The sequence below is a fragment of the Mobilicoccus caccae genome (assembly GCF_030161635.1).
GTDB classification, from domain to species: domain Bacteria; phylum Actinomycetota; class Actinomycetes; order Actinomycetales; family Dermatophilaceae; genus Mobilicoccus; species Mobilicoccus caccae.
The window spans coordinates 553,069-579,078 of sequence record NZ_BSUO01000001.1; the positions used below are offsets into that span (position 1 = coordinate 553,069).

Genomic DNA, 26,010 nt, shown 5'->3' on the forward strand with positions numbered 1-26,010 from the left:
GCTATCAAAGGGCGACAGTCGCCGAGCCGGAGAGTCTTGTGCATCACGCCACCCTGGAACGCGAACCGCCCCGCACCCGCTCGGAACGCCTCCACGTGGGGGCGGTCCGGGTCGGGACGAGGCGGTTGTCGAGCTCGGGGAGAGGGGTCAGATGCGTTCGCCCTCGATGTCGATGCCCTCCCGGTGCTCGCCGGTGAGCGCGGCGTAGGCGAAGCCGGCGATGGCCGCACCGATGATCGGCGCCACCCAGAACAGCCACAGCTGCATGGGGGCTCCGTCGCCGTTGAAGAACGCGACGGCGGTCGAGCGCGCCGGGTTGACGGAGGTGTTGGTGATCGGGATGGAGATGAGGTGGATGAGGGTCAGCGAAAGACCGATGGCCAGCGGCGCGAAGCCGACGGGGGCGCGGGAGTCGGTGGTGCCGAGGATGACGATGAGGAAGAACGCGGTGAGGATGACCTCCGCGAGGAACGCGGCCATGAGGCCGTACCCGGCGGGCGACCCCGCGCCGTAGCCGTTGGCGGCCATGTTGCCGGTGGCGGTGAATCCCTCCCTGCCGCTGGCGATGGCGAAGAGGGCGGCGCCCGCGAGGAGTCCGGCGACGACCTGGGTGATGACGTAGGCGGGGACGTCCTTCCACTTGAAGCGCTTGGCGACCGCGCAACCGATGGTGACGGCGGGGTTGAAGTGTCCGCCCGAGACGTGTCCGACGGCGTACGCCATGGTCAGCACCGTGAGGCCGAAGGCCAGGGCCACGCCCATGAAGCCGATGCCCATGTTGACGGGGTCGTCGGCGTGCATGACGTGAGCAGCGAAGATCGCGCTGCCGCAGCCGCCGAAGACGAGCCAGAACGTGCCCAGCGCCTCCGCGCTCAACCGGTGTGCGAGAGCTGGTGTGTTCACGACGATCCTTGCTTCTGAGAGGTATTCGGGATTGGGGAGGGCTCGATCGCCATCCGTGGACGACGGTAGCGCGACCGCTCCCCGACGTCGCGCAGCCACCCCCAGGCACCGGCAGCCCTGATCCACCGCGTCGGTGGATCAGGGCTGCAGGTGATCGGAAGGGGTGTTCGGCGCGTCCTCAGCGCTTGCGGCCGAAGAGGCGCTTGAACAGGCCCGGCTTGTCCTCCTCGGGCCGGCTCTCGCTCGGCCGGGCGTCCTCGGGTCGGGCCGGCTCGACGGGTCGGCCGTCCGCGGCCGGGGCCGGGGCCACCGGCTCGGGCCGGGGCTCGGCGGAGGGGCGGTGCTCCGCCGCAGGGCGGTCGGGCTGCGGAGTCGCCTGCTCCGTGGGGCGGTCCACCGGGCGGTCCACGGGAGTCATCTCGCGGTCGTCGGTGGTGCGGGCCGAGGTCGCGCCGCCGGTCTCGCGGGACTCCTCGGCGCCCTCGACCGGGACGGCCAACAGCGGCGGGCTCGTCGCGGGATCGGCGGCCGCGGCCGTGGAGGTCGGGACGACGACCTCGGGACGCGCCTCGTCGTGGGTGTCGGGGGCGTCGCGGCCGTCGTGGGACGCCGCCGGTGCGTGCTCGTGCATCGGACGATCGACGGGTCGTTCCTCGGTGTGCGGGAAGTCGCCCGAGGTCTCCTCCGAGCCCAGCGCCACCTCGCGCGCACCCGTCTCGGCGTGGGCGGGGTAGGAGGCGTCGGAGCGCAGGTCGGCCTCCGGCTCGGTGTTGTGCACCACGCCGGGGGAGTCCTCGTACTCCATGCCGACGAACCGTTTGGTCTGCTCGGAGAACACGTACACGCCGTCACGTTCGGACAGGGCCGCCATGATGCGGGCGACGTCGCGCTCGCGGACGCCGGTGGGGTCCTCCTGCCCGGAGGCGTCGATCATCGTCGTGCACCGGGTGACGCGCTTGCGACGCAGCGGGGAGGCGTAGTCGGCGTAGCGGTCGCCCAACCCGTCGGCGTCGTCGTCGTACCAGAAGGTGTACGTGTAGTCCTCGAGTGTGAGTTCCGCCTTGATCTCGCCCTGTTCGACCCGTGCCTCGGGGAACAGTCCGACGAGGATGTCGGCGAGCGCCTGCTGCGGCAGCGTCTCGGAGCTCTTGGCGAACACGATGTGGGGGTAAGCGTTGCCGGCCATGGGGCCATCCTGGCGCACCACCGGAGCTCGTGCGACCCGCACCCCACTCCGAACGGGGTCCGCAGGCCGCCGGCAGGCCGCGCCCGCGGCCCATCCGACGTCGCGCGAGCGGGGCGCCGGGTAGGGTCGGGAGAGACGATTCTCTCGCCCGGCTCCCGGTGGATCCGGGTGGTCGGGAGAGGTCTCACACCGTCCGACACCAGGTTCACACCGTTCGACGAAGGAGCTGCCACCCGTGGCGACACAGAAGATCATCTGGACCCAGATCGACGAGGCTCCGGCGCTCGCCTCCTACTCGTTCCTGCCGATCGTCGAGGCGTTCACGCGCGGCACCGGTGTGGACGTCGAGACCAGCGACATCTCGCTGTCGGGTCGCATCCTCGCGCAGTTCCCCGACCGGCTGGGCTCCGACCAGCGCATCGAGGACAACCTGGCCAAGCTCGGCGAGCTGACCCAGAGCCCCGAGGCGGCCATCATCAAGCTGCCGAACATCAGCGCCTCGGTGCCGCAGCTCAAGGCGGCCATCGCGGAGTTGCAGCAGAAGGGGTACGACATCCCCGACTACCCCGAGAAGGCGACGTCGGAGGAGGACGAGAAGGTCCGCGCCGCCTACGCCAAGGTGCTCGGCTCGGCGGTCAACCCCGTGCTGCGTGAAGGCAACTCCGATCGGCGTGCCCCGCAGTCGGTCAAGGCCTTCGCGCAGAAGAACCCCCACCGCCTGGGTGAGTGGAGCTCGGACAACAAGGCGCGGGTCGAGAGCATGGCCGGCGGCGACTTCTACGGCAACGAGAAGTCGGTCGTCGCGCGCGAGGACTCCGACCTGACGATCACCTTCACGGGCACCGACGGCACGAGCACCGTCCTCAAGGACGGCATCTCGGTGCTCGAGGGCGAGATCGTCGACGGCACGGTCATGAACGTCTCTGCGCTGCAGTCGTTCTACCGCGACCAGATCGAGGCGGCCAAGGCCGACGACCTGTTGCTGTCGCTGCACCTCAAGGCCACGATGATGAAGGTGTCCGACCCGGTGCTGTTCGGGCACGGCGTCGTCGCCTACTTCTCCGACGTCTTCGAGAAGTACGGCGCCGACCTGGAGTCGGCGGGTGTCGACCCCAACCTCGGCCTGGGCGACCTGTACAGCAAGCTCGACAAGCTCGGCCCCGAGAAGAAGGCCGAGATCGAGGCGGCGATCCAGCGCCAGTACGAGTCCCGTCCGCGCCTCGCGATGGTCGACTCCGACAAGGGCATCACCAACCTGCACGCCCCGAACGACATCATCATCGACGCCTCGATGCCCGTCGTCGTGCGCGACTCCGGTGAGATGTGGAACGCCGACGGCGACCGTCAGCAGACGCTCGCGATGGTTCCGGACCGCTCCTACGGCCCGATGTACCAGGCCGTGTTCGAGGACTGCCGCAAGAACGGCCGCCTCGACCCGGCCACGATCGGTTCGGTGCCCAACGTCGGCCTCATGGCCCAGAAGGCCGAGGAGTACGGCTCGCACCCCACGACGTTCGTCATGACCGGCAACGGCACGGTCACCGTCACCGACCAACACGGCGCCAAGCTCTTCGACCACGAGGTCCACGAGGGCGACATCTGGCGGATGAGCCGGGTGCGCGACATCCCGGTGCGCAACTGGGTCGAGCTGGCCGTCACCCGCGCGAAGGCCACGGGCGCCCCGGCGGTGTTCTTCCTCGACGAGAACCGGGCGCACGACTCGCACGTCATCGACAAGGTCAAGGCCTACCTGCCCGAGGCCGGCGGCGACGAGATCGAGTACGTCATCAAGCGTCCGGTCGACGCGATCACCTACTGCCTCGAGCGGATCCGCCGCGGCGAGGACGCGATCTCGGTCACCGGCAACGTGCTGCGCGACTACCTCACCGACCTCTTCCCGATCCTCGAGCTGGGCACCAGCGCCAAGATGCTGTCGGTCGTGCCGCTGCTCAACGGCGGTGGCCTCTTCGAGACCGGTGCCGGTGGCTCGGCCCCCAAGCACGTGCAGCAGTTCACGGCGGAGAACTACCTGCGGTGGGACTCCCTGGGCGAGTTCTCGGCCCTCGGCGCCTGCTTCGAGCACATCGCGCAGACGACGGGCAACGACAAGGCCAAGGTGCTCGGCGAGACGCTGGACGCCGCCATCGGCCGGTTCCTCGACGAGAACAAGTCTCCGGCCCGCAAGCTCGGCCAGATCGACAACCGCGGCAGCCACTACTACCTGGCCCTGTACTGGGCGCAGGCGCTCGCGGCCCAGGACGAGGACGCCGCGCTCAAGGAGCGGTTCTCCACGGTGGCCTCGCAGTTGGCCGACAACGAGGAGCAGATCAACGCCGAGCTCATCGGCGCGCAGGGGCACCCGGTCGACCTCGGCGGGTACTTCCGTCCCGACCCGGAGAAGGCCTCGGCGGCGATGCGTCCCAGCGCCACCATGAACGGGATCATCGACGCGCTTCGCTGAGTTCCGGATTCTCCCCGGGGTCGCTCGACCCCACTCGTTCGGCCCGTCGGCTCCTGCCGGCGGGCCGAACGCGTTGCGCCCGTGGACGATCGTGCCCCCGAGGCGTCCGCGACGCGAATAACTCTGACGAATCGCGCGACATTGTCAGGGATGCGGGGGTGAACCGGTCAGAGTCGGGCAGGATGCAAGGGGATCGGGCTCCCGGCCGACATCCTGCGTGCCTACGAGAGAGCGGAGCACATGACCACCGATGATGGAGGATCGCAGACTCAGGACGGTTTCGCCGTCGTGCTCCGAGGGGCGATCGCGGCGCGGGGGATCAGCCTGGATCAGTTGCGACGGGCGCTGGCGCGCAAGGGGGTCACGGTCAGCGTCGCCACGCTGAGCTACTGGCAGTCGGGCCGCAGCCGCCCCGAACGCGCCACCTCCCTGGCCGCCATCGGTCCGCTGGAGGAGTGTCTGGAACTGCCCCGCGGCTTCCTGGCGAGCCGGCTGCCCACCTCCCGGCGTAGGCAGACCCGCGACGAGGAGTTCTACGACCAGGCGCAGCTGCCGGACACCTCGGTCCGGCCCCATCACATCGGCCAGGCCGTCGAGCAGCTCGATCTGGACTACTCCGGCGCCACCTGGGTGAGCATCCACGACCGGATCCGCCTGGACCGCAACCGCATGGAGACGATGCACGAGGTGCGGCTGCTCCTGCAGGCACGTCGTGACGGTTTCGACCGGTTCCCGGTGTGGATGGAGACCGACGACCCCTCGATCTACCCGGTGGTCACGGCGTTGACCAACTGCCGGGTGGGGCGCGTGAGGGAGTTCCGCGAGCACCGCGGCATCGCCGTGGAGATGCTCCTGGAGCGCCCGCTGCGCCAGGAAGAGACGATGCTCGTGGAGCATCGGCTGTCGTTCGTCGGGCCGCAGACACCCAAGACGTACGTGTGGCGTCGGGTCGTCACCCCTCCCGGGAGGTGGTGATGGAGATCCAGTTCGACCCCGAGACGGTGCCGACCTCGGCCACCGCCGCAGCCGTGATCGACGGGGTGCGCGAGGAGTTCGCCGTGCCGGTGCACCGCACGATCCAGGCCCACTTCACCGACCGCCCGCCGGGTCGTTTCCACCTGTCCTGGACCTGGTGAGCTCGCGACGCGCCGCCACGAGCCGGAGCCCTCGCCTCCCACCTGCGGCGCCGTAGATCGATCACGCGGCGAGCAACCGGTTCTACAGTGACCCAATGACCAGCGGGACCGCAGCGTTCGAGACGCTCCTGAGCGAGGCCATGGACCGTCGTGGCCTGTCACTCGGACGCATCCGCTACCACCTGCGTCTGCGGGGCCACGACCTGTCGGTGGCGACGTTGAGTTACTGGCGGCGGGGGTTGTCCCGCCCCACCCGACTGCGATCACTGGCCGCGGTCGAGGCCCTGGAGGAGATCCTCGATGTCACACCCGGCGAACTCACGGGGTCGTTGGTCGAACGAATCCGGCCGGAGGGCCCCGGGGCGCCCGGCGAGGAAGCGTTGGTGGCCTCACTCGGCCTGTCCTGGGACGACGGGCTCGTGCGCACCAGCGTGCATGACAGCGTCGTCCTCGATGCCGCGGGCCGACCCTCGACCTACCGGCTCCGGGAGACCGCGGTGGCCCAGCGCGCCGGGATCGACCGGTACCCCGTGGCGATCTGGCAGGACGACGGCCTGGCGGGGGTCCGGATCACGGCCGGCGACAACTGCGTGCTCGGGCGCGAGAGGCGGACCGACGGCGCGGTGCTGGCCGAGATCCTCCTGCCCCGGGCGCTGGGGACCGGTGAGTCGTGGACGACCGATGTCTCCGTCACCCACGGCGACGGAGCCGCCCCCATGGAGTGCTGGGGCAGATGTGTGACCACCCGGACCCGGTTGGTGCACTTCACGATCCACTTCTCGCCCGCCCGTCTGCCGATGAGCGCCGCGGCGGTCACCGAGGTCAAGGGCGTCACGACGCGCGTGCCGTTGGTGATCACGGGGAGCTCCCTCGAACTGCACCTTCAGGACTTCGGTCCGGGTGAGGCGCGGATCAACTGGTCCTGGTAATCCAATTCACTACACGATCAAGCGCTTCGGCCGATGAGGACCGTGCCTGCGTCCGGTGCGCAGGCCGGTGTCTGCGCCGGCGGGCATCCGTGGGATCACTCCCCAGGAGAGCGAGAGCCTCGTGCCCGCCCGTGTCCGTACCGGGCTGCTTCGGCGGCCACTGCACCTCGGGGTGATGCTCGCGTCGGTGGTGGTGGCGTTCACGGCGTTCGCCGGTAGCGCGCCCGGTGGTGGCGACGCGGTCGCCCCGGTGACGGGTGCCGCGGCCGATGCCGGCGAGGTCGTCACGCAACTGCGTGTCGGCGCCGCGCAGTCGGCTCCGACGTCGACCTCGGCCTCGCAGCAGCCGCCGCGGGACGTTCACGTCGTCCGCATGGTTCCGGCGGGATTCCGGCCGGACCCGCAGATGGACACCGATCGCGTGCGCGCCGCGGTCGAGGGCGCATCGGCCTACTGGGCCGAGCAGACCCGCGGTGCGGTGTCGTTCCGGGCCATGTCCATCTCGGACTGGGTCACCACCGAGCTGGGCTGCGAGGACGTCCCCGCGCTGTGGGCCCGGGCTCTCGAACTCGTCCCCGACGCGGCCGAGCGGGGCACCCACCTGGTCGTCGTCGCGCCACGTGCCGCGGGAGAGGAGGGCAGCGGGTGCGACTTCGGCTTCGGCTCGATCGGCGTGCGTGACGCCGGGGGTCGACCTACGTCACCGACCTGCGGCCTGAGCTGCTGGCCCACGAACTCGGGCACAACCTCGGGCTGGGCCACGCCGCCGCGCTGGAGTGCGAGGGCGCTCAGGACGGCCGCTGGGACGAGCGCGACTGGGCCGCCGGCTGCGCCGCGCGCGACTACGACGACCTCTACGACGTCATGGGGTACTCCGGCGAGGGGTTCGGGGAGGACACCTCAACGCGGTCGGCATCCATCACCTCGGCGCCGACCCCGAGGGCGTCCGCACCGTGCGGGCCTCGACCTCGGGGATCCGGCTGCTGCCGATCTCGCGCATCGGACAAGGGCAGCGTGTCCTGCGGATCGAGGTGCCGGGGGAGCCGGTGTACTACGCGGAGTACCGCACCGCTCAGGGGCGGGACAAGGCCATCGCCACGGGTGAGTGGCGGCCGTCCACGGGTCTGCGTGTCCTGCGCGAGGACCCGAAGAACGGGAGCGTGGAGCTGGACGCCTCACCCGGCGGGTGGCGCTACGACCGCGCCCTGCGGGTGGGTGGCAGATTCACGTCGGCCTCCGGTGTGCTGCGGCTGACGGTCACCCGTGCCGACGACGAGGGAGTCACGGTGGACGTGACGATCGGCGAGCCCGCACCCGCGCCGACCACCGGATGATGTGACGTCGGGGGCCTGCCACAATGGCCCCATGACCAGCCCCACCCCGACGCGTCCGCGTCTGTTCTCCGGCATGCAACCGACCCAGGACTCCCTGCACATCGGGAACTATCTCGGGGCGTTGGTCAACTGGGTGTCGATGCAGGAGGAGTTCGAGGCGATCTACAGCGTCGTCGACCTGCACTCGCTCACGGTCGACGTGGACCCGGGTGTGCTGCGCACCCGCACGAGGGCCACGGCCGCCCAGTACATCGCCGCCGGTGTCGACCCCGCCAAGTCGGCGATCTTCGTGCAGAGCCACGTCGCCGAGCACGCCGAGCTCACCTGGGTCCTGTCGTGCATCACCGGTTTCGGTGAGGCGGGCCGCATGACGCAGTTCAAGGACAAGTCGAGCAAGCGCGGCTCCGAGGGCACCAACGTCGGCCTGTTCACCTACCCGATCCTCATGGCGGCCGACATCCTCCTGTACGACGCGGCGCGCGTGCCCGTCGGTGAGGACCAGCGTCAGCACCTGGAGCTGTCGCGCAACCTCGCGCAGCGGTTCAACGGGCGCTACGGCGAGACCTTCGTCGTGCCCGAGCCGCACATCCTGCAGGCCACCGCCAAGATCCAGGACCTCCAGGAGCCCACGGCCAAGATGAGCAAGACCTCGCCCGCGGGGTCCATCGACCTGCTGGCCGACCCCAAGCAGACCGCCAAGCGGATCCGGTCGGCGGTCACCGATCTCGAGCGCGAGATCCGGTACGACGAGGCCGAGAAGCCCGGCATCTCCAACCTGCTGTCGATCTACAGCGCCCTCGACGGCCGCACGATCGCGCAGCTCGAGACGGACTACGAGGGCAAGGGGTACGGCGACCTCAAGAAGGACCTGGCCGAGGTGGTCGTCGGTGTCCTGGGCCCGATCCGCGAGCGCGCGATGCAACTGCTCGACGACCCGGCCGAGCTCGACCGGATCCTCGCGGACGGGGCCGAGCGCGTGCGTCCGATCGCGTCCGCCACCCTGGCCCGTGTGTACGACCGGGTCGGCCTGCTCGCGCCGTCCTGAAGGCCGAGACCATGTCGACCCTGTCGACCGCGGCGTCGGTGACGCAGCCGGCGCCGCAGTCGGAGCCCGCCGAGGTCGTGCTCGGGGTGCTCATCCTCGTGCCGGAGCCGCTGTCCGGGCGGGTGCGTGCCCTGCGCACGTCGCTCAGTGAGGACGTGGTCGCCGTGCCGACGCACGTCACGTTGATCCCGCCGACGACCGTGGCGGCGACCGAGCTGCCGAGCGTCGTCGAGCATCTGCGGGCCGTGGCGGCGGGGGAGGCGCCCTTCTCGATCCGTCTGCTGGGCACCGACACGTTCCAGCCGGTCACGGATGTCGTCTTCCTGCCCCTGGCCGACGGCCGCGATTCCTGCGACCGCCTGCAGGAACGCCTGCGCGGCGGACCGCTGCAGGTCGACCTGAGATTCCCCTACCACCCGCACGTCACGCTCGCCCACGACATCCCTCAGGCGGGCCTGGATCAGGCGCGGGCGGCGATGGAGTCGGTCGACGAGACGTTCACCGTCGACAGGTTCGTGCTGTACGCCGACCCCAGCGGCACCGAGGACTGGGAGCCGGTCCGGGAGTTCCCCCTGGCGACAAGCTGACTCGCCTCACCGTCGCCGCAGTCTGCTCCACGTGAACGCGGCGGCGGCCAGGAGCGCCGCGGCTCCGCCGGCCAGGAGGGCCAGCCGGCCCTGACCGATGGTGGGCGACAACTGGATCCCCCGAACGCGGGCGCCGTGGAGGCCGAGGCGTCGGCGGTGGCCTCCGGCTCGACGGGCGCGACCGGTGGGGTCTGCTCGGGGTCGAAGGTGTCCGCGTCGACGAGCTCGCCGACGGGCTTGACCTTGTCGCCGTAGGCGAAGGCCCAGTCGAGCAGCGCGGCGGTGTCCCGCCAGCCGCCGGCCGTGCCGCCGAGATAGGTGATGGCGTACGTCGCATCGCCCCGGCGGACCGCCCCGATGTACGTCTGACGGGCGGCCTGCGTGTACCCGTTCTTGACCCCGATGGTGCCGTCGTAGTTCCACAGCAGCTTGTTGTGGCTGTTGATCTGGTACCGCTCGCGGCGACTGCCCGGGCCATCGGTGCGCTTGCCGGGGAACTCCGCCGTCTTGACCGTGAGGTAGCGGCCGACGACCGGGTCCTCGATGGCGGCGCGGCCGAGCAGCGCCAGGTCGTAGACGGAGGTGAGTTGGCCCGTCGCGTCGAGACCGCTCGTGTTCTTGGCGAAGGTGTCGAGCGCGCCCATGCCGTGCGCGTGCTCGGTCATCTCACGGGCCGTGGGCGCCATCCCGCCGTTGGCGCGGGCGAGGGCGTTGGCCGCGTCGTTGCCCGAGGTGAGCAGCAACCCCAGCATCAACTGCTCGACGGTGTACTCCTCACCGGGCCAGAGGCCGACCTTGCTGCCGTCGATGGCTGCGTCCTCCGGGGTGGCCGCCACGATCTGGGTCCGGGGCAGCTTGGAGGCGAGGGTGAGGGCGGTGAGGGTCTTGAGGGTGCTCGCCGGGCGTGACTGCAGGTGTGCGTTCTTGGCGAGGATGACCCGGCCGTCGTCCGCGTCGGCCACGAGGTAGGCCCCGGCCTGCAGTTCGGGCGGGCGCGGCACCCCGGCGGGGCGGTCGTAGAGGATGCCCGGGCGCAGGAGTCCGGCCCCACCGATCGTCGAGGTCGGCTGCGGCATCGGCGGTGTCGTGGTGGGCGTGGGGGGCGGTGTGGGGGTTGCGGCAGGCATGGCGGGCATGCCGGTGGGCGTGGTGGCAGGCGCGGCAGCAGCGCTGCCGGCGCCGGCGAGCAGCCCGAAGGCGAGCGCCGCCGAGGCGCACCGTCGACGCAGTGTCACGAACCCTCCCCGTACCGTTGACGATTCCCCTCGTTCGACGATACCGGAGAGGTGCAGGTCAGGGCATCATCCGGGAAGATTCAGGCCGCGGTGCCGAGGCGCGTGAGGTCGGCGTAGTGGGCGATGAGGCCGTCGACCAGGCTCTGCCAGGAGCGGCCCTGCACGCGGACACACGCCTCCTCGCCCATGACGGCGCGGCGTTCCCAGGCGTCCTCGGCGGTGGTGAGCGAGGCGACGTGGCGGGTGAGGTCGGTCGGGTCGTCTGGATCGAAGAGGAGTCCTGTGCGTCCGTGGTCGACGAGGTCGATCGGACCGCCACGGCGTGGGGCGACGACGGGAAGCCCGGTGGCCGCGGCCTCCTGGAGGGTCTGGCCGAAGGTCTCGTGCGTGCCGGTGTGGACGAACACGTCGCAGACGGCGTAGGCGCGGGCGAGGTCGTCGCCCTCACGGCGGCCGAGGAAGGTCGCGCCGGGCAGGAGCGCCTGCAGGGCCTGGCGGGAGGGACCGTCACCGGTGACGGCGACCTTGACGCCGGGCAGGTCCACCAGCGGCGTCAGGCGGTCGACCTCCTTCTCGGGGGCGAGGCGGCCGACGTAGCCGACGATCGTCTCGCCCCGGGGCGCCAGCGTGCGGCGCAGGGCGCGGCAGCCGGCGTCGTCGCGCCATCCGGGGTGGAACAGGGCGGTGTCCACGCCACGGCCCCACAGGCCCGTGCGGGTGATGCCGTTGCGCCGCAGGTCGGTCAGCGCCGCCGAGGAGGGCGCGAGGTTGAGGTCGGCGAGGGAGTGGACCCAGCGCAGGTAGCGCCACGTGGCGCGGGCCGCGGGACGCCCGGCCGCGCCGCCGTGCTGGAGGACGTAGGCGGCCATGTCGGTCTGGTAGATCGCGAGGACGGGGATGTCGAGGTTGCGCGCGGCGACCAGCCCGCGCGCCCCGAGGAAGAACGGGGAGGCCACGTGGACGACGTCGGGGGAGAAGGCGGACAGCATCGACTCGATCTCCGGGGTGGGGAGCCCCACCTGGAACTGTCGCACCGGCACGCGCGTGATCGCCTGCACCGGAAAACCGTTGTACTCCCGCGGCGCCGGGGCGGGCGCCACGACCACGGCCTCGTGACCACGAGCACGCAGGCAGTCCAGCACCCGGCACACGCTCGTCGTCACACCGTTGAGCGAGGGGAGGAAGGATTCCGTGACGATCGCGATACGCACGAGGCCAGGGTCTCGACCACCGGCATCCGGGCGACGACGCCGACCTGTGTGTCGGGTGAAGCGCAGACGTCCGGACGGGGGCGCCATTCACCTCGTCCTCGGGGTGGATCCCCCTGGCGTTCATGTGGAGTCACCGACGCGTGCGAGACGAGCGGCCACCGACGTCCGCGCGCGTGTCCGTGCCCCTGCTGAGCCCGGCGCATCCGGCGCGCACCGGACCGGTCCGGGGGTCCATTACCGTGGACGTCATGACCAACACACGGGACGACTTCTGGTGCGTCATCCCCGCCGGTGGGGCGGGCACGAGGCTGTGGCCTCTGTCGCGGGCGGGCTCGCCGAAGTTCCTGCACGACCTGCTCGGATCGGGCCGCACCCTCATCCAGGCCACCGTCGACCGGCTCACCCCGCTGGCCGGCGAGCGGCTCCTCGTCGTCACCGGACGCCGCCACGCCGAGGCCGTCGCCGCGCAGCTCCCCGAGGTCCCGAGCGACCGCATCCTCGCGGAGCCGTCCCCGCGTGACTCCATGGCCGCCATCGGGTGGGCCGCGGCCGTCATCGAACGCCACAACCCCGAGGCGATCATCGGCTCCTTCGCCGCCGACCACGTCGTCGGCGACCCCGAGACCTTCCGCGCGATGGTCAGCGAGGCCGTCGCCGTCGCGCGCCACGACTACGTCGTCACGCTCGGCATCCGCCCGACCTACCCGGCGACCGGATTCGGCTACATCCACGAGGGTGCCTCCCTGGAGTACGACGACGCCCCGCACGCCCGGTCCGTCGTGCAGTTCGTCGAGAAGCCCGACGCCGTGACCGCCCGACGCTACGTCGGCACCGGCGAGTTCCGGTGGAACGCGGGCATGTTCGTGGTCAAGGCCCGCGTGCTGCTCGACCTGTTGGCACAGTGGCACCCCGACCTCGCCGCCGGTCTGCGCCGCATCGCGGCCGAGCCGGAGCGCCTCGAGCAGGAATGGGACGCGCTGGAGAAGATCGCCATCGACCACGCGGTGGCCGAACCCGCGGCCGACGAGGGCCGGGTCGCCGTCGTCCGGTGCGACGTCCCGTGGGACGACATCGGCGACTTCCATTCGCTCGCAGGCCTGCTCGCGGTCGCCGCGCGCGATGACGACGCGGACGCCGCCGCCTCCGACCTCTACACCGTGGGGCCCGCCGACGTGCTCGGCATCGACTCCACCGGCATCGTCGCGTCCCGCAGCGACCGTCTGGTGTCGGTCGTGGGCGTGGAGGACATCGTCGTCGTCGACACCCCGGACGCGCTGCTCGTCACCACCCGCGGCCGCGCCCAGCACGTCAAGAAGGTCGTGGACCGCCTCAAGGCGGAGGGCCGCACCGACCTCACCTGATCCCGGGGTGACCGGCGCCGGCTCGCGCTGACCCGGGCGGATCGGCGCTGGTCGGCGCCGAGGGCGAGGTCGGGAGCGTCCGGACCGGAGGCCGAGACGGCACCGTTCGCGGCCCGAGATCCTCGGAGGACCTAGGTCCTCGCGAGGCTTTCGCCCCCCATGAGGGCATGGCGCGCGACTACCCTGGTGGCCATGGGTGAATCCACGGCACGTACTGAGTCCGACCTGGAGATGCGATCGGTCTACTCGGCCGCCGACCTGAGCGGTTTCGACGCCCAGGCCCGGCTGGGGGAGCCCGGCTCCTATCCCTTCACGCGCGGCGTCTATCCCACGATGTACACCGGACGTCCGTGGACGATGCGGCAGTACGCTGGGTTCGGCACCGCCAAGGAGTCCAACGAGCGGTACAAGCAGCTCGTCGCCGCGGGCACCGGCGGTCTGTCCGTCGCGTTCGACCTGCCGACGCAGATGGGCTACGACTCCGACGCCCCGCTGGCCGCCGGCGAGGTCGGCAAGGTGGGTGTGGCGGTCGACTCGATCGACGACATGCGGGTCCTGTTCGACGGTCTGCCGCTCGGTGAGATCTCGACGTCGATGACGATCAACGCCCCCGCCTCCACGCTGCTGCTCATGTACCAGCTCGTCGCGGCCGAGCAGGGCGTCGACTCCACCAAGCTCGCGGGCACCATCCAGAACGACGTGCTCAAGGAGTACATCGCCCGCGGCACCTACATCTACCCGCCCAAGGAGTCCCTGCGGCTCATCAGCGACATCTTCGGCTACTGCAGCAAGGAGATGCCGCGCTGGAACACCATCTCGATCTCCGGCTACCACATGGCCGAGGCGGGGGCGACGCCTGCGCAGGAGGTCGCGTTCACGCTGGCCAACGCCAAGGAGTACGTCAAGGCCGCGCAGGCCGCGGGTCTCGACGTCGACACCTTCGCGCCGCGGCTCTCGTTCTTCTTCGTGGCCCGCACGACCCTGCTCGAGGAGGTCGCGAAGTTCCGTGCGGCCCGTCGCATCTGGGCGCGCATCATGAAGGAGGAGTTCGGGGCGACGAACCCGAAGTCGCAGATGCTGCGCTTCCACACCCAGACCGCGGGCGTGCAGCTCACGGCGCAGCAGCCCGAGGTCAACCTCATCCGCGTCTCCCTGCAGGGTCTGGCCGCGGTGCTCGGTGGCACGCAGTCGCTGCACACCAACTCCTTCGACGAGGCCATCGCCCTGCCCACGCAGAAGGCGGCCCGGCTGGCGCTGCGTACCCAGCAGGTCATCGCGTACGAGACCGACGTCTGCAAGACCGTCGACCCGTTCGCGGGCAGCTACGTCGTCGAGTCGCTGACCAACGACCTCGAGGAGGAGATCCTCCAGCTCATCCAGGCGGTCGACGACAAGGGCGGCGCGGCCTCGGCCATCGAGCAGGGTTTCCAGAAGCAGGAGATCGAGCGCTCGGCCTACGAGCAGCAGCTCAAGATCGACTCCGGTGAGCGCATCGTCGTCGGCCTGAACAAGTACCAGATCGACGAGGAGGAGAAGTACGAGCCGCTGCGCGTCGACCCGGCCATCGAGGCCGACCAGCACGAGAGCCTCGACAAGCTGCGGGCCGGTCGGGACCAGGGCAAGGTCGACCAGGCGCTCGGCGAGCTCAAGCGGGCCGCCGAGGGCAGCGACAACCTCCTCTACCCGATGAAGGACGCGCTGGCGGCCCACGCCACCGGCGGCGAGGTCAGCAACGCGCTGCGTGACGTCTGGGGCCAGTACGTCCCGGTCGACGCGTTCTGATCCGACCGAAAGCCTCGCGACGGCGGTGCTCTCCTGCGGGAGAGCACCGCCGTTCGCCTGTCCGTGACAAGTCTGTGTCGCCCTTCTGACACGTCGACCCTCGGACGGTCCCGCAGGTCGGCGCCGCGATGCGTAAACTCGGGCAATTGTGAACCTCGATGCGGTGACGAGCGGTCTGGCCCGGACGATTCAGGGGCTCGAACCCGAGCTCGTGTCGATCCGGCGCGACATCCACGAGAGCCCCGAGTTGTCCTGGCAGGAGGTCCGGACCACCCGGGTCGTGCTCGATCGGCTCGAGCGTGCGGAGGTCGAGGCCACGCGGCTCGACAAGACGGGGCTGGTCGTCGAGCTCGGCTCCGAGGACCCCGTGGTGCGGGTGGGACTGCGCGCCGATCTGGACGCCCTGCCGCTCCTGGAGCGCACCGGTCTGCCCTTCGAGTCACGACGTCGTGGCGTGGCGCACGCCTGCGGGCACGACGTCCACACCACGGCCCTGCTCGGCGCCGCGTTGGCCCTGGCCTCCCACGAGGAGGCCCTCGTCCACCATCAGATCGCGGTCAGGCTCTTGTTCCAGCCGGCCGAGGAGTCGATGCCCGGCGGCGCGCGGCTCATCGTCGAGCGGGGGCTCGTGGACGACCTCGACATCGTGTTCGCCCTGCACTGCGACCCCCGCCGCGACGTCGGTGAGGTCGGTCTGCGCGTCGGGCCGATCACCGCGGCCGGCGACCAGGTGACCGTCCGTCTCACCGGTCACGGCGGCCACACCTCCCGCCCGTTCCTCACCGAGGACCTCACGTTCGCCCTCGGCAAGGTCATCACCGACCTGCCCGGAGCCCTGTCGCGTCGACTGGACCCGCGTGCGGGTGCCCTGCTCGTGTGGGGCGGCGTGCACGCGGGTGGGGTGCCCAACGTCATCCCCGACTCGGGTGAGGTGACGGGGACGCTGCGCATGCTCGACGCCGACGCCTGGCAGGGGATCGGTCCATTGCTCACCGAACTCGTCGACGCGGTCGTCGCCCCTTACGGCGTCGAGGCCGAGTTGCGGCACGTCCCGGGGGTCCCGCCGGTGGTCAACACCGAGTGGGGGATCGACGCGCTGCGGGCCGCGACGGTGGCCGTCCTGGGCCCCGAGGGCGCGGGGGAGACGGATCAGTCCCTCGGCGGTGAGGACTTCGCGTGGCTGGTCCGGGGCCGTCAGGGGGCGCTCGGGCGGCTCGGCACGCGGACTCCCGGGGGGACCACCTACGACCTGCACCGTGGCGACATCGTCGTCGACGAGCGGGCCGTGAGCATCGGCGCCCGGGTCTACGCCTGTCTGCCGTTCGCGACCCGGCGATCCCGGCGCGAGGCGTTCACGGGCTGACCTGCGCGGTGGGCCGATCGGTGCCGGCGACACCGCCGAAGAGCCGGCGGCGTCGGGTCTGCTGACCCTCGAGGCGGTCCGTCTCACGCCGGCGTCGCTCGGCCATCACGGCCTGCAGGAAGGCCCGCGCCGTCGTGCCGCGGGGAGGATCCGGCGAGACGTGTTCGGCGACCCGGGAGGCGAGCATCTGCTCGATCCGCTCACCGGAGGCGCCGGTGAAGTCGGCCTGCTGCGCCATCGTCGTCCGCACGAGGATGGCGAGCTCGTCGGGGATGCGTCCGAGGTCGGCGATCCGCGCCCAGGCCTGCAAGGGCGCGGGCATCTCCGGCGGCGGAGGCAACTCCAGACGCACGCGGTCGCGCGCGACGTAGGTGCCGGCGGCGATGTCGCCGAGGCGGCGGGTGGGCTCGGTGAGCAGCCCCGTGATGAGTGCCGGAACGCCGCCGGTGAGCCAGATCTCGACGACGCCGATGAGGTGGCGGGTGACGATGCGCCGCGGGTCGGCCGGGCCGCCGTCGTTGCGGACGGTGCGCAGGCCGGTGAGCTTCTTGCCCACGGTCCGGCCGGTGAGCGATTCGCAGATCACGGGAAAGCCGACGAGGCAGAACACGGTGATGAGCAACGAGAACGACGTGACCAGCGCGTCGTCCAGACCGCCTGCCACACGGACGAAGCCGAAGGTGAGCCCCACGGTGAGCAGGAGGTGCACGAACATGTCGACGGCACCGGACAGCGCGCGGATCGCCAGGCCGGCGAAGGGGAGGGCGACGACGACCGCCTCACCGGTGACGAGGTCGTCCTTGGGCAGCCCTGAGCGCATGCCACCAGGGTAGGGGGCGCCGCTCTCGGCGCGTGCACGCCGGCTCACCCGCGCCCGTACAGTGAAGGCGTGGACGTCGACGCCTTCACCGCAGTGCACGGTCCGTCGTGGTCACGGCTGGAGGCGCTCTGCAAGCGCTCGCGGCTGACCACGGCCGAGGCCGACGAACTCCTCGACCTCTACCAGCGCACCACGACCCACCTGTCCCTCGTGCGCTCGGCCACCCCCGATCCCTACCTCGTGCCGTACCTGTCGTGGCTGGTCACCCGCGCCCGCACGAAGGCGTACGCCGTCGAGGTGCGTCGAGGGACCCTCGGGGGGATCGTCACGTTCTTCACGACCACCTTTCCCGCGGCGTTGTACCGCAGCAGCCGGTGGTGGGTGGCCACGCTCGTCCTCAGCGTGCTGTACGCGGTGGTCGTGGGCTGGTGGTTCCTCGCGAACCCCGACTTCACCAGCGCCATGGTCGACGACGAGAGCGTGCGCCGGCTGGTGGAGCACGACTTCGAGAACTACTACAGCGAGTACGCGGCCTCGAGTTTCGCGTTCCAGGTCTTCACCAACAACGCGTGGGTGGGGGCGCAGGCCATCGCGTTCGGCATCTTCGGTGCGCCGGTGGTGTGGGTGCTCCACCAGAACATGCTCAACCTGGCCCTGTCCGGGGCGCTGATGATCCAGCACGGCCGGGGCGCACTGTTCTTCGGCCTCATCACCCCGCACGGCCTGCTGGAGCTGACCGCCGTGTTCGTCGCGGCCGGCGTCGGCCTGCGGCTGTTCTGGTCGTGGGTCGATCCCGGCCCCCGCAGCCGGTTCTCCTCCCTCGGCGCGGAGGCGCGCACGTCGGTGGGGATCGCACTCGGGTTGGTCGTCGTGTTCGCGATCTCGGGCGTCATCGAGGGGTTCGTCACCCCGTCGGGACTGTCGACGGCGGCGCGGATCGGGATCGGCGTGGCCGCCGAGATCGGTTTCCTCGTCTACGTCTTCGTGCTCGGACGCCGCGCGGCGGCACGGGGCGCGACCGGCGACGTCACCGGTGCGGCGGTCGTCGCGGAGGCACCCTCGCGCGCCTGAGCGTCTCGGCCGGCGCGACGCCGGGCGTGGGCCGTGCGCCGAGGAGTTCCGATCAGAGCAGGCCGCGCGCCTTGAGGTCGAGGTAGGTGTCGCAGAGGTCGCGCGGGAGCTTGTCGGGTGGGCTGTCGAGCACGATGACCCCGAGTCCGGAGAGCACCTCGGCGGTGCGGCGGCGCCGGGCGAGGGCGTATTCGGCCGCGGCGACCTCGTAGGCGTCGACCGGGCGATCGTCCCCACCGACGCCGCCGGGGGCCGAACCCGCCGGCCCGGTCCGGTCGCCGTGCGGCGTGTCGCCGGTCGTGCGGTCGAGGGCGGGGTCCTGGACCGAGGCGAGGAGCACACGGTGCTTGGCGCCGAGGGCCGTCAACGCGGGCAGCAGGGTCTCCTCGACGACGACGGGCTCGAGGGGGTGAGCAGCACCACGAGCGCGCGGCCGTGGCTGACGTCGAGGGCCTGGGCGGCCAGTCGACTCCAATCCGCTTCGAGCAGTGAGGGTTCCAGCGGGGCCATCGCCTCGATGATCTGGTGCAACCGGTCCTCGCGCCGACCGCCGCCGCGTCCGCCACCGGAGATCCGGCGGACGATCCGATCTCCGGCCACGAGGTCGACCCGGTCGCCCGCGCGCGTGACGAGGGCGGCGAGCAGGAGCGCGGCGTCCATGGCCGCGTCCAGGCGCGGGACGTCGTCGACGCGGCCCGCGGAGGTGCGTGAGGTGTCGAGCAGCAGGATGATCTGCCGGTCGCGTTCGGGGCGCCAGGTGCGCACGACGACGTTGGTCCGTCGCGCCGTCGCCCGCCAGTCGATGCTGCGCACGTCGTCGCCGGGCACGTAGTCCCGCAGCGAGTCGAACTCGGTGCCCTGCCCGCGGGTGCGCACGGCGGAGCGTCCGTCGAGGACCCGCAGCTCGGCCAGGAGCCCCGGCAGGTGTTTGCGCGAGGGGAAGGCGGGCAGGACGCGCAGGACGCCCGGCACCTCGACGCCACCCTGACGTCCGGCCAGGCCGAGGGGCCCGAGGGTGCGCACGGTGACGCGGTCGGTGACGAGGTCGCCGCGGCGCACCGGGCGCACCGTCGTCGTCAGCTCGACGGTGTCCGCCGGCCGCAACCGCAACCGATGCCGCTCGCCGCTCGTGCCCACCGACGGCTGCCACGCGTCGCGCAGCAGCCCCCGGACCGTGCGGCGACCCGTGTGGTGCACCCGGAGCGTCGTCGAGCCCGTCTCCTCCAGGCGCAGCGGCTCGAGCGCGTCACGGGTGATGGTCAGGACGGATCGCCGGGGCGCGAGGATCACGTCCAGCGCGATCGCCACGACGACGAGCAGCACCCAGGCGAGCACGGTGGACCCGGCCGGTCGCAGGACGACGGGCAGGAGACCGAGCGCCATGAACGCGACGGCGCGACCGGTGATGGCCATGCTCAGCGGGGGACGGCGACGGAGCCGATCGCGCCGGTGAGCGCGGCGGAGGCCGTGACCCCGTCGAGTTCGGCCTCCGTCCGCAGCAGCAGGCGGTGGGCCAGGGTGGCCGGCGCGAGGGCCTTGACGTCGTCGGGGGTGACGAACCCGCGGCCGTTGAGCCAGGCCCAGGCGCGGGAGGTCGCCAGCAGGGCCGTCGCACCACGGGGGCTGACGCCGAGCGCCACCGACGGCAGGGCCCTGCTCGCCCGGGCGATGTCGATGATGTAGGCGGCGACCTCGGTGGAGACGGTCACCTCTCGCACGGCGGCGGCCGCCGCGAGCACGTCGTCGGGGCCGGCCACGGGGAGACGCCCGCGGCGGCCAGGTTGCGGGGATCGAACCCGTCCGCGTGGCGGCGCAGCACCTCGATCTCGTCGTCCCGGTCGGGCAGCTCCAGGTGCAGCTTGAGCAGGAACCGGTCGAGCTGGGCCTCGGGCAGCGGGTAGGTGCCCTCGTACTCGACGGGGTTCTGGGTGGCGGCCACGAGGAAGGGCGTGGGCAGGCGGCGCGGGGAGCCGTCGACGGTGACCTGACGTTCCTCCATGGCCTCCAGCAGTGCGGCCTGGGTCTTGGGCGGGGTCCGGTTGATCTCGTCGGCGAGCAGGAGGTTGGTGAACACCGGGCCCTCGCGGAACGTGAAGTCGCCCCGGTGCTGGTCGTAGATCAGCGAGCCCGTGATGTCGCCGGGCATGAGGTCGGGCGTGAACTGCACGCGGCGGGTCTCGATCGACAGCGCCGCGGCCAACGACCGGACGAGCAGCGTCTTGGCGACGCCGGGCACGCCCTCGAGCAGGACGTGCCCGCCGGCGATGAGACCGATGAGGAGCCCGGAGACCGCGGCGTCCTGACCGACGACGGCCTTGCCCACCTCGGTCCGGACGCGGCGGAGGGCCTCGAGTGCAGCACCCGCGGCGGCGGGAGGTCCCGAGGTCGTCCCGGTGGAGGGCTCGGTGGCGATGGTCGCCTCGCCGGAGGTCGCCTCGCCGGAGGTCGCGCCGGCGGAGGTCGCGCCGGCGGAGGTCGCGCCGGCGGAGGTCGCGCCGCCGGCGCCCTCGACGTCCGGCGTCCGGCCGGTGTCGTCGGTGGGAGGAGTGGGTGCGTCGGTCATGACGTGCGGACCTTCCTGCGTAGGCGGCGAAGACGCCGGGCGTGGGCGTCGAGGCTGTCGGGGACGGTGGTGGACAACAGGGCGGAGACCTCGCTCCGGTCCTCGCCGGTGGCGCGGTGGACGGCCTCGGCGATCCGGGCGACATCGGCATCGGCGGGCAGCCGCAGGCGTCGGCGGATCTCCTCGGTCGCGGCGTCGGTGAGGATGCGGGCGACGGCCTGCTCGTCGCCGGCGCGGCGGTACAGGCGGGCGCGGGCGCTGGTCGTCTCACCGGCGGGGACGACGACCGGGAGCGGCTCGACGGTGATCGGGCCGAGCCTCCGTCCGCGCCACAGGCACAGCAGCAGCACCGTCAGCGCGGTGATGATCAGGGCGGGGAGGATCCACTCCGGCGCCGTCGGCCGGTCGCCCTCGACGGCGGGGTCGTCCTCGTCGGGGCTCGGGACGTACCAGAGCACCCGCGTGGTCTCGGTGCCGAGCAGCCGCAGGGCGATCGCCGCGTGCGACTCCCGCGTGATGTGGGCGTTGCTGAATGCCTGGTCCTGGCCGAAGACCACGGTGTCGGGGTGGGAGCCGGTGGCGCCGAACTCCAGGTAGGCGGCCGGGGCCACGTCGTCCGGCCGGTCCTCGTCGATCGCCGCGAAGCACGTGGTGACCCCCGACGTGGTCGGGCGGTACACGAGCGATCCGGCGCTGAGGGTGTCCGTGGGCTGCACGGCGCCGACCTCGCAGGCGGCCTCGAGACGGCCCTGGCGGCCCACCGGCGTGGCCGGGAGGTTCAACCCGTCGAGGATCGGGGCCGAGGGGGTCACGAGGACGAGCCGATGCACGTCCCGGCGTTCGCGGAGCAGAGCCACCGCTCGCTCGGGTACGTCCGGTCCGGTGACCAGCACCGTCGTGCCCGAGTCGGTGCGCGCGGCCCTCAACTCCTCGACCGACCTGACGACGTCGGTCTGCACGCCGCGGCGTTCGAGCACCTGACTCAGGGCCCGCGCGCCGGTGGGGCCGGCCGACGCCGGGTCGAGAGGGCGGAATCCGTCGCCGCGGGGGACGAGGATCGCGACGAGGGCGAGCAGGACGACGAGCCCGGCTCCGATGAGCACGCCTCTGGTGGGCCGGAATCGGGATCGGCGGGCCGGTCCCCCGGACGCCGGGCTCGCCGCCGGGTTCGCCGCGGAGGTCGACGTCGACGCTGCCGAGGTCGTCGGCGTGGCTGTCATCGCGGGACCGCCGGGAGGGCGTCGCGACGGCCACCGGTGACGGGACTGGCCTCGAGCAGGGCGGCGTCGAGGTCGGCGAGGGCACGGACGTCGTCGGCGTCGGCGTGTCCGCCGCCGTAGCGGACGAGGTCGAAGAGCACCCCGGCGCGCCACGCCCGGTCGGCGTGGTCGGGATAGGAGCGGGCGAGGGCGGCGCCCACCTCGTGGGCGGTGAGGTCGGGGGAGTCGGTGACCAGCCGCGCCTCGATCGCGTCGGCGCCGATGGCGCGGTAGCGGTCCAGTGCGGCCGCGTCGAACCTGCCGGCGACAGCGTGGGCCTCCGCGCGCTCGCGGTATTCGCGTGCGGTGAGCGCGTGTTCGCCCTCGAACACGGCGTCACCGGTCTCGGCCGCAGCTCGCTGACGCGCCCGACGCCGCATCGCCACGACCACGCCGATCCCCACGGCCAGGGTCGCGAGCGCGGCGAGGACGAGGAACACCGTCGACAGGTCGACGTCCCCGGTCTCGATGAGGAGCTGGTCGGCGAGCCACCCCTTGAAGCGTTCCCACCAGCTACCGGCGTAGACGGGATTCCACAGCTCGTCCGACAGTTCGCGGCGGGCGTCGTCGGTGTCGATGGCGAGCATCGACCTCAGCGCGTGGCGAAGAAGCACGTCAGAGCGGGTTGGTGCGCTCGGCCTCGGCGAGGAGGTCGACGGCCAGCGCCTCGGTGCGGAATCGGCGGTCGAGGTAGATGAGCGCGTTCACCGCGGAGCTCAGCGGCTGCACGATCGTGCTCACCAGCGCCGTCATCACGGAGGTCACGGCGATGTAGGCGAAGGCCGCCGCGGGGTTGCCCTCACCGGCGAAGAGCAGGAGGGCGACCGCGATCATCACACCGCCCATGAGCATGCCGGCGATGATGCTCGTGATGAGCGTGACGACGACGAGGAGCCCGAAGGTGCGCCAGAACGCACCCCGGATGAGGCGGAAGGACCGCTTGATCGCCGTGATGGGCCCGACCTGTTCGAGCACGATCGCCGCCGGCGCGAGGCAGAGGCTGACGGTGATCCACGCGTAGAGGGCCAGGAGCGCGATGAGCACGCCGATCACGGTGAACGCGATCGTGACACCGCTCTCCGACAACACCGCCGCGACGATGGCCGCCACGGCGGGGACGACGAGCGCCACGAGGATGAGGGCCGAGATGAGCAGGTAGCCGAGCAGGGGCAGCAGGCGCCCCTTGATGCGTCGCCAGCTCTCACCGGCCGTCAATCTCCGGCCGAGAGCGGCCTCGGCGATGGGCACGATGAGGATGCCGCTGAGGAAGAACGTGACGAACGACAGCAGCATGCTGTTGAGCTGCAGCCCGAGTTCGCCGGGGACGCCTCCCGTGGGGGAGGTGGTCAGCAGGTCCTGGCCGTCCAGCAACACCGAGGACAGCCCGAAGACGAGGGCCAGACCGACCACCGTCGTCACGGCCAGCACGACGAACGACAGGCCGAAGATCGTGCGCGGGTTGAACCTCAGCACGCGGAAGGCGGACTCGAGGACTTCCCCGAAACTCAGGGGGCGCAGCGGGATCGGGCCGGGCCACAGCTCGGGCACCCCGCCGGGGCCGACGCGGACGAAGGCGCCGCTCGGGCGACCTCCCGCGGGGGCGACGGCGTCGCCCGAGGGCTGCCGCCAGTCCGAGGGCCCACCGGCGTGTCCACCGGGCTGCTCACCGGGACGTTCACCCGGACGAGTGGTCCCCGGGTCGTGCTCGTGCGCGCCGTCGGCCGGTCGGCCACCGGGCGCGGCCCACCCCTCGCGCCGATCGTCGTATCCCCGTGTGGGGTCGTCCCACTGGCTCATGACCAACTCCCCTGATGTGTTGCCGACCCGCCCATCATGGCTCACCGGTTGCCACTTCGCCGGTACACCCCCTGATGAGAGGATGTGCGCGTGATGGAACGAGAGACGTCCGTGGTGGTGCTGGGTGGCGGTCCCGGTGGGTACGAGGCGGCGTTGGTGGCCGCGGCGATCGGGGGCAAGGTCACGGTCGTCGACCGTGACGGGCTGGGCGGGGCGGCGGTCCTCACCGACTGCGTGCCGAGCAAGGCCCTCATCTCGACGGCCGCCTACGTGGGTCAGGTCGTGGAGGCCGGCAAGCGTGGCGTCCACCTCGCGGGCAAGGACGCCGACGACTCGGGGGAGCCCTCGAGGCCGATCTGACCGAGGTCAACCAGCGCATCCTCGCCCTCGCCGGGGCGCAGAGCCACGACATCGGCGCCCGGCTGGCCCAGGTCGGTGTCACCGTCGTGGCGGGCACGGGCCGGCTGCTCGACTCCTCGACAGTGGAGGTCACGACGACTTCCGGCGAGACGTCCACCCTGACGGCCGAGATGATCCTCATCGCCACCGGGGCCACGCCGCGGGTCATGGAGACGATGCAGCCCGACGGCGAACGCATCCTCACCTGGAAGGACATCTGGAACCTGCGGGAGGTGCCGCAGCGGCTGGTCGTCGTCGGATCCGGTGTCACCGGAGCCGAACTCGCGCAGGCCTACCTCGGTCTCGGCAGCGAGGTCGTGCTCGTCTCCTCCCGCGACCGCGTGCTGCCGGGAGAGGACCCCGACGCGGCCGAGCTGATCGAGCGCGTCTTCCGCGCCCAGGGCATGGAGGTCCTCAACCGCTCGCGCGCGGCGAGCGTGGAGCGCACCGACGACGGTGTCGTCGTCACGCTGGTCGACGGCCGTCAGGTCACCGGATCGCACGCGCTCATCGCGGTCGGTTCGGTGCCGCAGACCGAGGGGCTGGGCCTCGCCGAGGCGGGCGTCGAGACCACCGAGAGCGGTCACATCGTCGTCGACCGCGTGTCGCGGACGACGGCTCGCGGTGTCTACGCCGCGGGCGACTGCACGGGAGTCCTTCCGCTGGCGTCGGTCGCGGCCATGCAGGGACGCATCGCGGTGGCCCATTCCCTCGGCGACGCGGTCACCCCGCTGCAGGTCCGCGGCATCAGCGCCAACATCTTCACCGAGCCCGAGATCGCCACGGTCGGAACCGGACTCGCGTCTCCGTCGGCCAAGGATCAGGGTTCGCCGGTGCAGGCGGAGGAAGGCATCCGGCAGATCATGATGCCGCTGTCGACCAACCCGCGCGCCAAGATGGACAACCTCGAGGAGGGGTTCGTCAAGCTCTTCGCGCGCGAGGGCAGCAACACCCTCCTCGGTGGCGTGGTCGTCGCGCCGCGGGCCTCCGAGTTGATCTTCCCCATCGCGCTCGCGGTCCACGAGCGGCTCACCGTCGACCAGGTGGCGTCCACGGTCACCGTCTACCCGTCGCTGTCGGGCTCGATCGCCGAGGCGGCACGCCGGCTCCACGTCACTCCGGAGGACTGAGATGGTCGACGTCAGAGGGTTGTTCAGGCGGGCCCGCGACAAGGGCCGCGATCTGGCCGAGGACGCGCCGGACCAGGCGCGTCGCACGGCCAAGGAGGCCCGCCGGACCGCGGAGGCCGTGGGTGAGGTGCTCGACGAACGCACCGACGGCCGGTTCGGTGAGGCGGTCGCCAAGGGCGGTGAGATGGTCGGCCGGGTGAAGGACACCACGGGTCAGGCCAAGGAGGCGTTCCGGGAGGAGTCCCGGGCCGACGGCTACCGCCCGGACACCTACCGCCCCGACCCGGTCGAGGCCCCGGAACCGATCGACCGCCCGGAACCGATCTGAGCCCGCGCGCAACCCCTTCGATCGCCGAAACCGCCGGTTATAGGCGGCGGTTTGGGCGTAACCCCTTCGATCGCCGAAACCGCCGGTTATAGGCGGCGGTTTGGGCGTCT

21 protein-coding genes and 3 pseudogenes are annotated in these 26,010 nt (G+C 71.6%); 13 read left to right on the top strand and 11 right to left on the bottom strand.

From position 1 onward, the window contains the following. Window positions 1-147 precede the first annotated feature (147 nt). Window positions 148-903: an aquaporin Z gene (aqpZ, locus tag QQK49_RS02880; RefSeq protein ID WP_284302606.1), complete on the bottom strand. Its 756-nt coding sequence runs from the start codon at window positions 901-903 to the stop codon at window positions 148-150. Window positions 904-1,081: 178 nt separating this feature from the next. Beyond that, window positions 1,082-2,089 (bottom strand): hypothetical protein, encoded by a 1,008-nt coding sequence (locus tag QQK49_RS02885; protein ID WP_284302607.1) that lies wholly within the window; start codon window positions 2,087-2,089, stop codon window positions 1,082-1,084. A gap of 235 nt (window positions 2,090-2,324) precedes the next feature. Between QQK49_RS02885 and QQK49_RS02890 the strand changes: the two genes are divergently transcribed. The 7 genes from QQK49_RS02890 (at window position 2,325) to QQK49_RS02920 (ending at window position 9,581) form a co-directional block, all read left to right on the top strand. Next, complete coding sequence (locus tag QQK49_RS02890) at window positions 2,325-4,550, top strand: NADP-dependent isocitrate dehydrogenase (protein WP_284302608.1); 2,226 nt, start codon at window positions 2,325-2,327, stop codon at window positions 4,548-4,550. Between the two features lie 240 nt (window positions 4,551-4,790). Next, on the top strand, window positions 4,791-5,525 hold the full coding sequence (locus QQK49_RS02895) for a hypothetical protein (RefSeq protein ID WP_284302609.1): 735 nt from the start codon (window positions 4,791-4,793) through the stop codon (window positions 5,523-5,525). Continuing rightward, window positions 5,525-5,686 carry a hypothetical protein gene (locus tag QQK49_RS02900; RefSeq protein ID WP_284302611.1) on the top strand — a complete coding sequence of 54 codons (162 nt, stop codon included), beginning with the start codon at window positions 5,525-5,527 and terminating at the stop codon, window positions 5,684-5,686. The genes QQK49_RS02895 and QQK49_RS02900 overlap by 1 nt, the downstream gene beginning before the upstream one ends. Window positions 5,687-5,781: 95 nt before the next feature. Beyond that, window positions 5,782-6,615, top strand: coding sequence for a hypothetical protein (locus tag QQK49_RS02905; protein WP_284302613.1), 834 nt, complete (start codon window positions 5,782-5,784; stop codon window positions 6,613-6,615). A 953-nt stretch (window positions 6,616-7,568) separates the two neighbouring features. Then, entirely contained in the window at window positions 7,569-7,949 is a 381-nt protein-coding gene (locus QQK49_RS02910) for a hypothetical protein (RefSeq protein ID WP_284302614.1), read from the top strand. A gap of 31 nt (window positions 7,950-7,980) precedes the next feature. Further along, a complete protein-coding gene (gene trpS, locus QQK49_RS02915; RefSeq protein WP_284302615.1) occupies window positions 7,981-8,994 on the top strand; it encodes a tryptophan--tRNA ligase in 1,014 nt (337 codons plus the stop codon). A gap of 11 nt (window positions 8,995-9,005) precedes the next feature. Next, window positions 9,006-9,581, top strand: coding sequence for a 2'-5' RNA ligase family protein (locus QQK49_RS02920; protein WP_284302616.1), 576 nt, complete (start codon window positions 9,006-9,008; stop codon window positions 9,579-9,581). A 347-nt stretch (window positions 9,582-9,928) separates the two neighbouring features. Here QQK49_RS02920 and QQK49_RS02925 read toward each other — a convergent pair. Both QQK49_RS02925 and QQK49_RS02930 read right to left on the bottom strand, forming a co-directional pair. Further along, window positions 9,929-10,717: pseudogene (locus QQK49_RS02925) on the bottom strand (D-alanyl-D-alanine carboxypeptidase family protein); the annotation flags it as partial. A gap of 179 nt (window positions 10,718-10,896) precedes the next feature. Then, the gene (locus QQK49_RS02930; protein WP_284302617.1) at window positions 10,897-12,027 is read right to left on the bottom strand and encodes a glycosyltransferase family 4 protein; all 1,131 of its coding nucleotides are present in this window, start codon (window positions 12,025-12,027) and stop codon (window positions 10,897-10,899) included. Between the two features lie 248 nt (window positions 12,028-12,275). On the opposite strand from QQK49_RS02930, the gene QQK49_RS02935 reads away from it, so the two are divergent. The 3 genes from QQK49_RS02935 (at window position 12,276) to QQK49_RS02945 (ending at window position 16,533) form a co-directional block, all read left to right on the top strand. After that, window positions 12,276-13,388, top strand: coding sequence for a mannose-1-phosphate guanylyltransferase (locus QQK49_RS02935; RefSeq protein WP_284302618.1), 1,113 nt, complete (start codon window positions 12,276-12,278; stop codon window positions 13,386-13,388). Between the two features lie 192 nt (window positions 13,389-13,580). Continuing rightward, the gene (locus tag QQK49_RS02940) at window positions 13,581-15,170 is read left to right on the top strand and encodes an acyl-CoA mutase large subunit family protein (RefSeq protein ID WP_284302619.1); all 1,590 of its coding nucleotides are present in this window, start codon (window positions 13,581-13,583) and stop codon (window positions 15,168-15,170) included. A gap of 163 nt (window positions 15,171-15,333) precedes the next feature. Further along, entirely contained in the window at window positions 15,334-16,533 is a 1,200-nt protein-coding gene (locus QQK49_RS02945; RefSeq protein ID WP_284302621.1) for an amidohydrolase, read from the top strand. Here QQK49_RS02945 and QQK49_RS02950 read toward each other — a convergent pair. Further along, window positions 16,523-17,353, bottom strand: coding sequence for an RDD family protein (locus QQK49_RS02950; RefSeq protein ID WP_284302622.1), 831 nt, complete (start codon window positions 17,351-17,353; stop codon window positions 16,523-16,525). The two genes, QQK49_RS02945 and QQK49_RS02950, sit on opposite strands and share 11 nt — an antisense overlap. Window positions 17,354-17,422: 69 nt before the next feature. On the opposite strand from QQK49_RS02950, the gene QQK49_RS02955 reads away from it, so the two are divergent. Continuing rightward, the gene (locus QQK49_RS02955) at window positions 17,423-18,424 is read left to right on the top strand and encodes a stage II sporulation protein M (protein ID WP_284302624.1); all 1,002 of its coding nucleotides are present in this window, start codon (window positions 17,423-17,425) and stop codon (window positions 18,422-18,424) included. Between the two features lie 52 nt (window positions 18,425-18,476). On the opposite strand, the gene QQK49_RS22545 is transcribed toward QQK49_RS02955, so the two are convergent. The 6 genes and pseudogenes from QQK49_RS22545 to QQK49_RS02980 form a co-directional block, all read right to left on the bottom strand. Continuing rightward, complete coding sequence (locus tag QQK49_RS22545) at window positions 18,477-18,791, bottom strand: hypothetical protein (RefSeq protein WP_348536067.1); 315 nt, start codon at window positions 18,789-18,791, stop codon at window positions 18,477-18,479. After that, on the bottom strand, window positions 18,788-19,837 hold the full coding sequence (locus tag QQK49_RS02960) for a DUF58 domain-containing protein (RefSeq protein WP_348536068.1): 1,050 nt from the start codon (window positions 19,835-19,837) through the stop codon (window positions 18,788-18,790). The genes QQK49_RS22545 and QQK49_RS02960 overlap by 4 nt, the downstream gene beginning before the upstream one ends. Window positions 19,838-19,839: 2 nt before the next feature. Beyond that, window positions 19,840-20,987, bottom strand: a pseudogene (locus QQK49_RS02965) (AAA family ATPase). After that, window positions 20,984-22,207 (bottom strand): DUF4350 domain-containing protein, encoded by a 1,224-nt coding sequence (locus QQK49_RS02970; RefSeq protein ID WP_284302625.1) that lies wholly within the window; start codon window positions 22,205-22,207, stop codon window positions 20,984-20,986. Before QQK49_RS02970 ends, QQK49_RS02965 begins: the two are co-directional and overlap by 4 nt. Beyond that, window positions 22,204-22,833 (bottom strand): DUF4129 domain-containing protein, encoded by a 630-nt coding sequence (locus tag QQK49_RS02975; protein WP_284302626.1) that lies wholly within the window; start codon window positions 22,831-22,833, stop codon window positions 22,204-22,206. The genes QQK49_RS02970 and QQK49_RS02975 overlap by 4 nt, the downstream gene beginning before the upstream one ends. 28 nt (window positions 22,834-22,861) lie before the next feature. Then, window positions 22,862-24,043 carry a DUF7847 domain-containing protein gene (locus QQK49_RS02980; RefSeq protein WP_284302627.1) on the bottom strand — a complete coding sequence of 394 codons (1,182 nt, stop codon included), beginning with the start codon at window positions 24,041-24,043 and terminating at the stop codon, window positions 22,862-22,864. Window positions 24,044-24,136: 93 nt separating this feature from the next. On the opposite strand from QQK49_RS02980, the pseudogene QQK49_RS02985 reads away from it, so the two are divergent. Both QQK49_RS02985 and QQK49_RS02990 read left to right on the top strand, forming a co-directional pair. After that, a pseudogene (locus QQK49_RS02985) lies at window positions 24,137-25,572 on the top strand (NAD(P)H-quinone dehydrogenase). Window position 25,573: 1 nt separating this feature from the next. Continuing rightward, a complete protein-coding gene (locus tag QQK49_RS02990) occupies window positions 25,574-25,900 on the top strand; it encodes a hypothetical protein (RefSeq protein ID WP_284302629.1) in 327 nt (108 codons plus the stop codon). The last annotated feature ends 110 nt before the right edge of the window (window positions 25,901-26,010 follow it).

Coding starts and splice junctions, on each gene's coding strand:
- QQK49_RS02885 (WP_284302607.1), bottom strand. CDS start 2,089: ATGGCCGGCAACGCTTACCCCCACATCGTGTTCGCCAAGAGCTCCGAG.
- QQK49_RS02895 (WP_284302609.1), top strand. CDS start 4,791: ATGACCACCGATGATGGAGGATCGCAGACTCAGGACGGTTTCGCCGTC.
- QQK49_RS02900 (WP_284302611.1), top strand. CDS start 5,525: ATGGAGATCCAGTTCGACCCCGAGACGGTGCCGACCTCGGCCACCGCC.
- QQK49_RS02905 (WP_284302613.1), top strand. CDS start 5,782: ATGACCAGCGGGACCGCAGCGTTCGAGACGCTCCTGAGCGAGGCCATG.
- trpS (WP_284302615.1), top strand. CDS start 7,981: ATGACCAGCCCCACCCCGACGCGTCCGCGTCTGTTCTCCGGCATGCAA.
- QQK49_RS02920 (WP_284302616.1), top strand. CDS start 9,006: ATGTCGACCCTGTCGACCGCGGCGTCGGTGACGCAGCCGGCGCCGCAG.
- QQK49_RS02935 (WP_284302618.1), top strand. CDS start 12,276: ATGACCAACACACGGGACGACTTCTGGTGCGTCATCCCCGCCGGTGGG.
- QQK49_RS02940 (WP_284302619.1), top strand. CDS start 13,581: ATGGGTGAATCCACGGCACGTACTGAGTCCGACCTGGAGATGCGATCG.
- QQK49_RS02950 (WP_284302622.1), bottom strand. CDS start 17,353: ATGCGCTCAGGGCTGCCCAAGGACGACCTCGTCACCGGTGAGGCGGTC.
- QQK49_RS02960 (WP_348536068.1), bottom strand. CDS start 19,837: ATGGCCATCACCGGTCGCGCCGTCGCGTTCATGGCGCTCGGTCTCCTG.
- QQK49_RS02970 (WP_284302625.1), bottom strand. CDS start 22,207: ATGACAGCCACGCCGACGACCTCGGCAGCGTCGACGTCGACCTCCGCG.
- QQK49_RS02975 (WP_284302626.1), bottom strand. CDS start 22,833: ATGCTCGCCATCGACACCGACGACGCCCGCCGCGAACTGTCGGACGAG.
- QQK49_RS02980 (WP_284302627.1), bottom strand. CDS start 24,043: ATGAGCCAGTGGGACGACCCCACACGGGGATACGACGATCGGCGCGAG.
- QQK49_RS02990 (WP_284302629.1), top strand. CDS start 25,574: ATGGTCGACGTCAGAGGGTTGTTCAGGCGGGCCCGCGACAAGGGCCGC.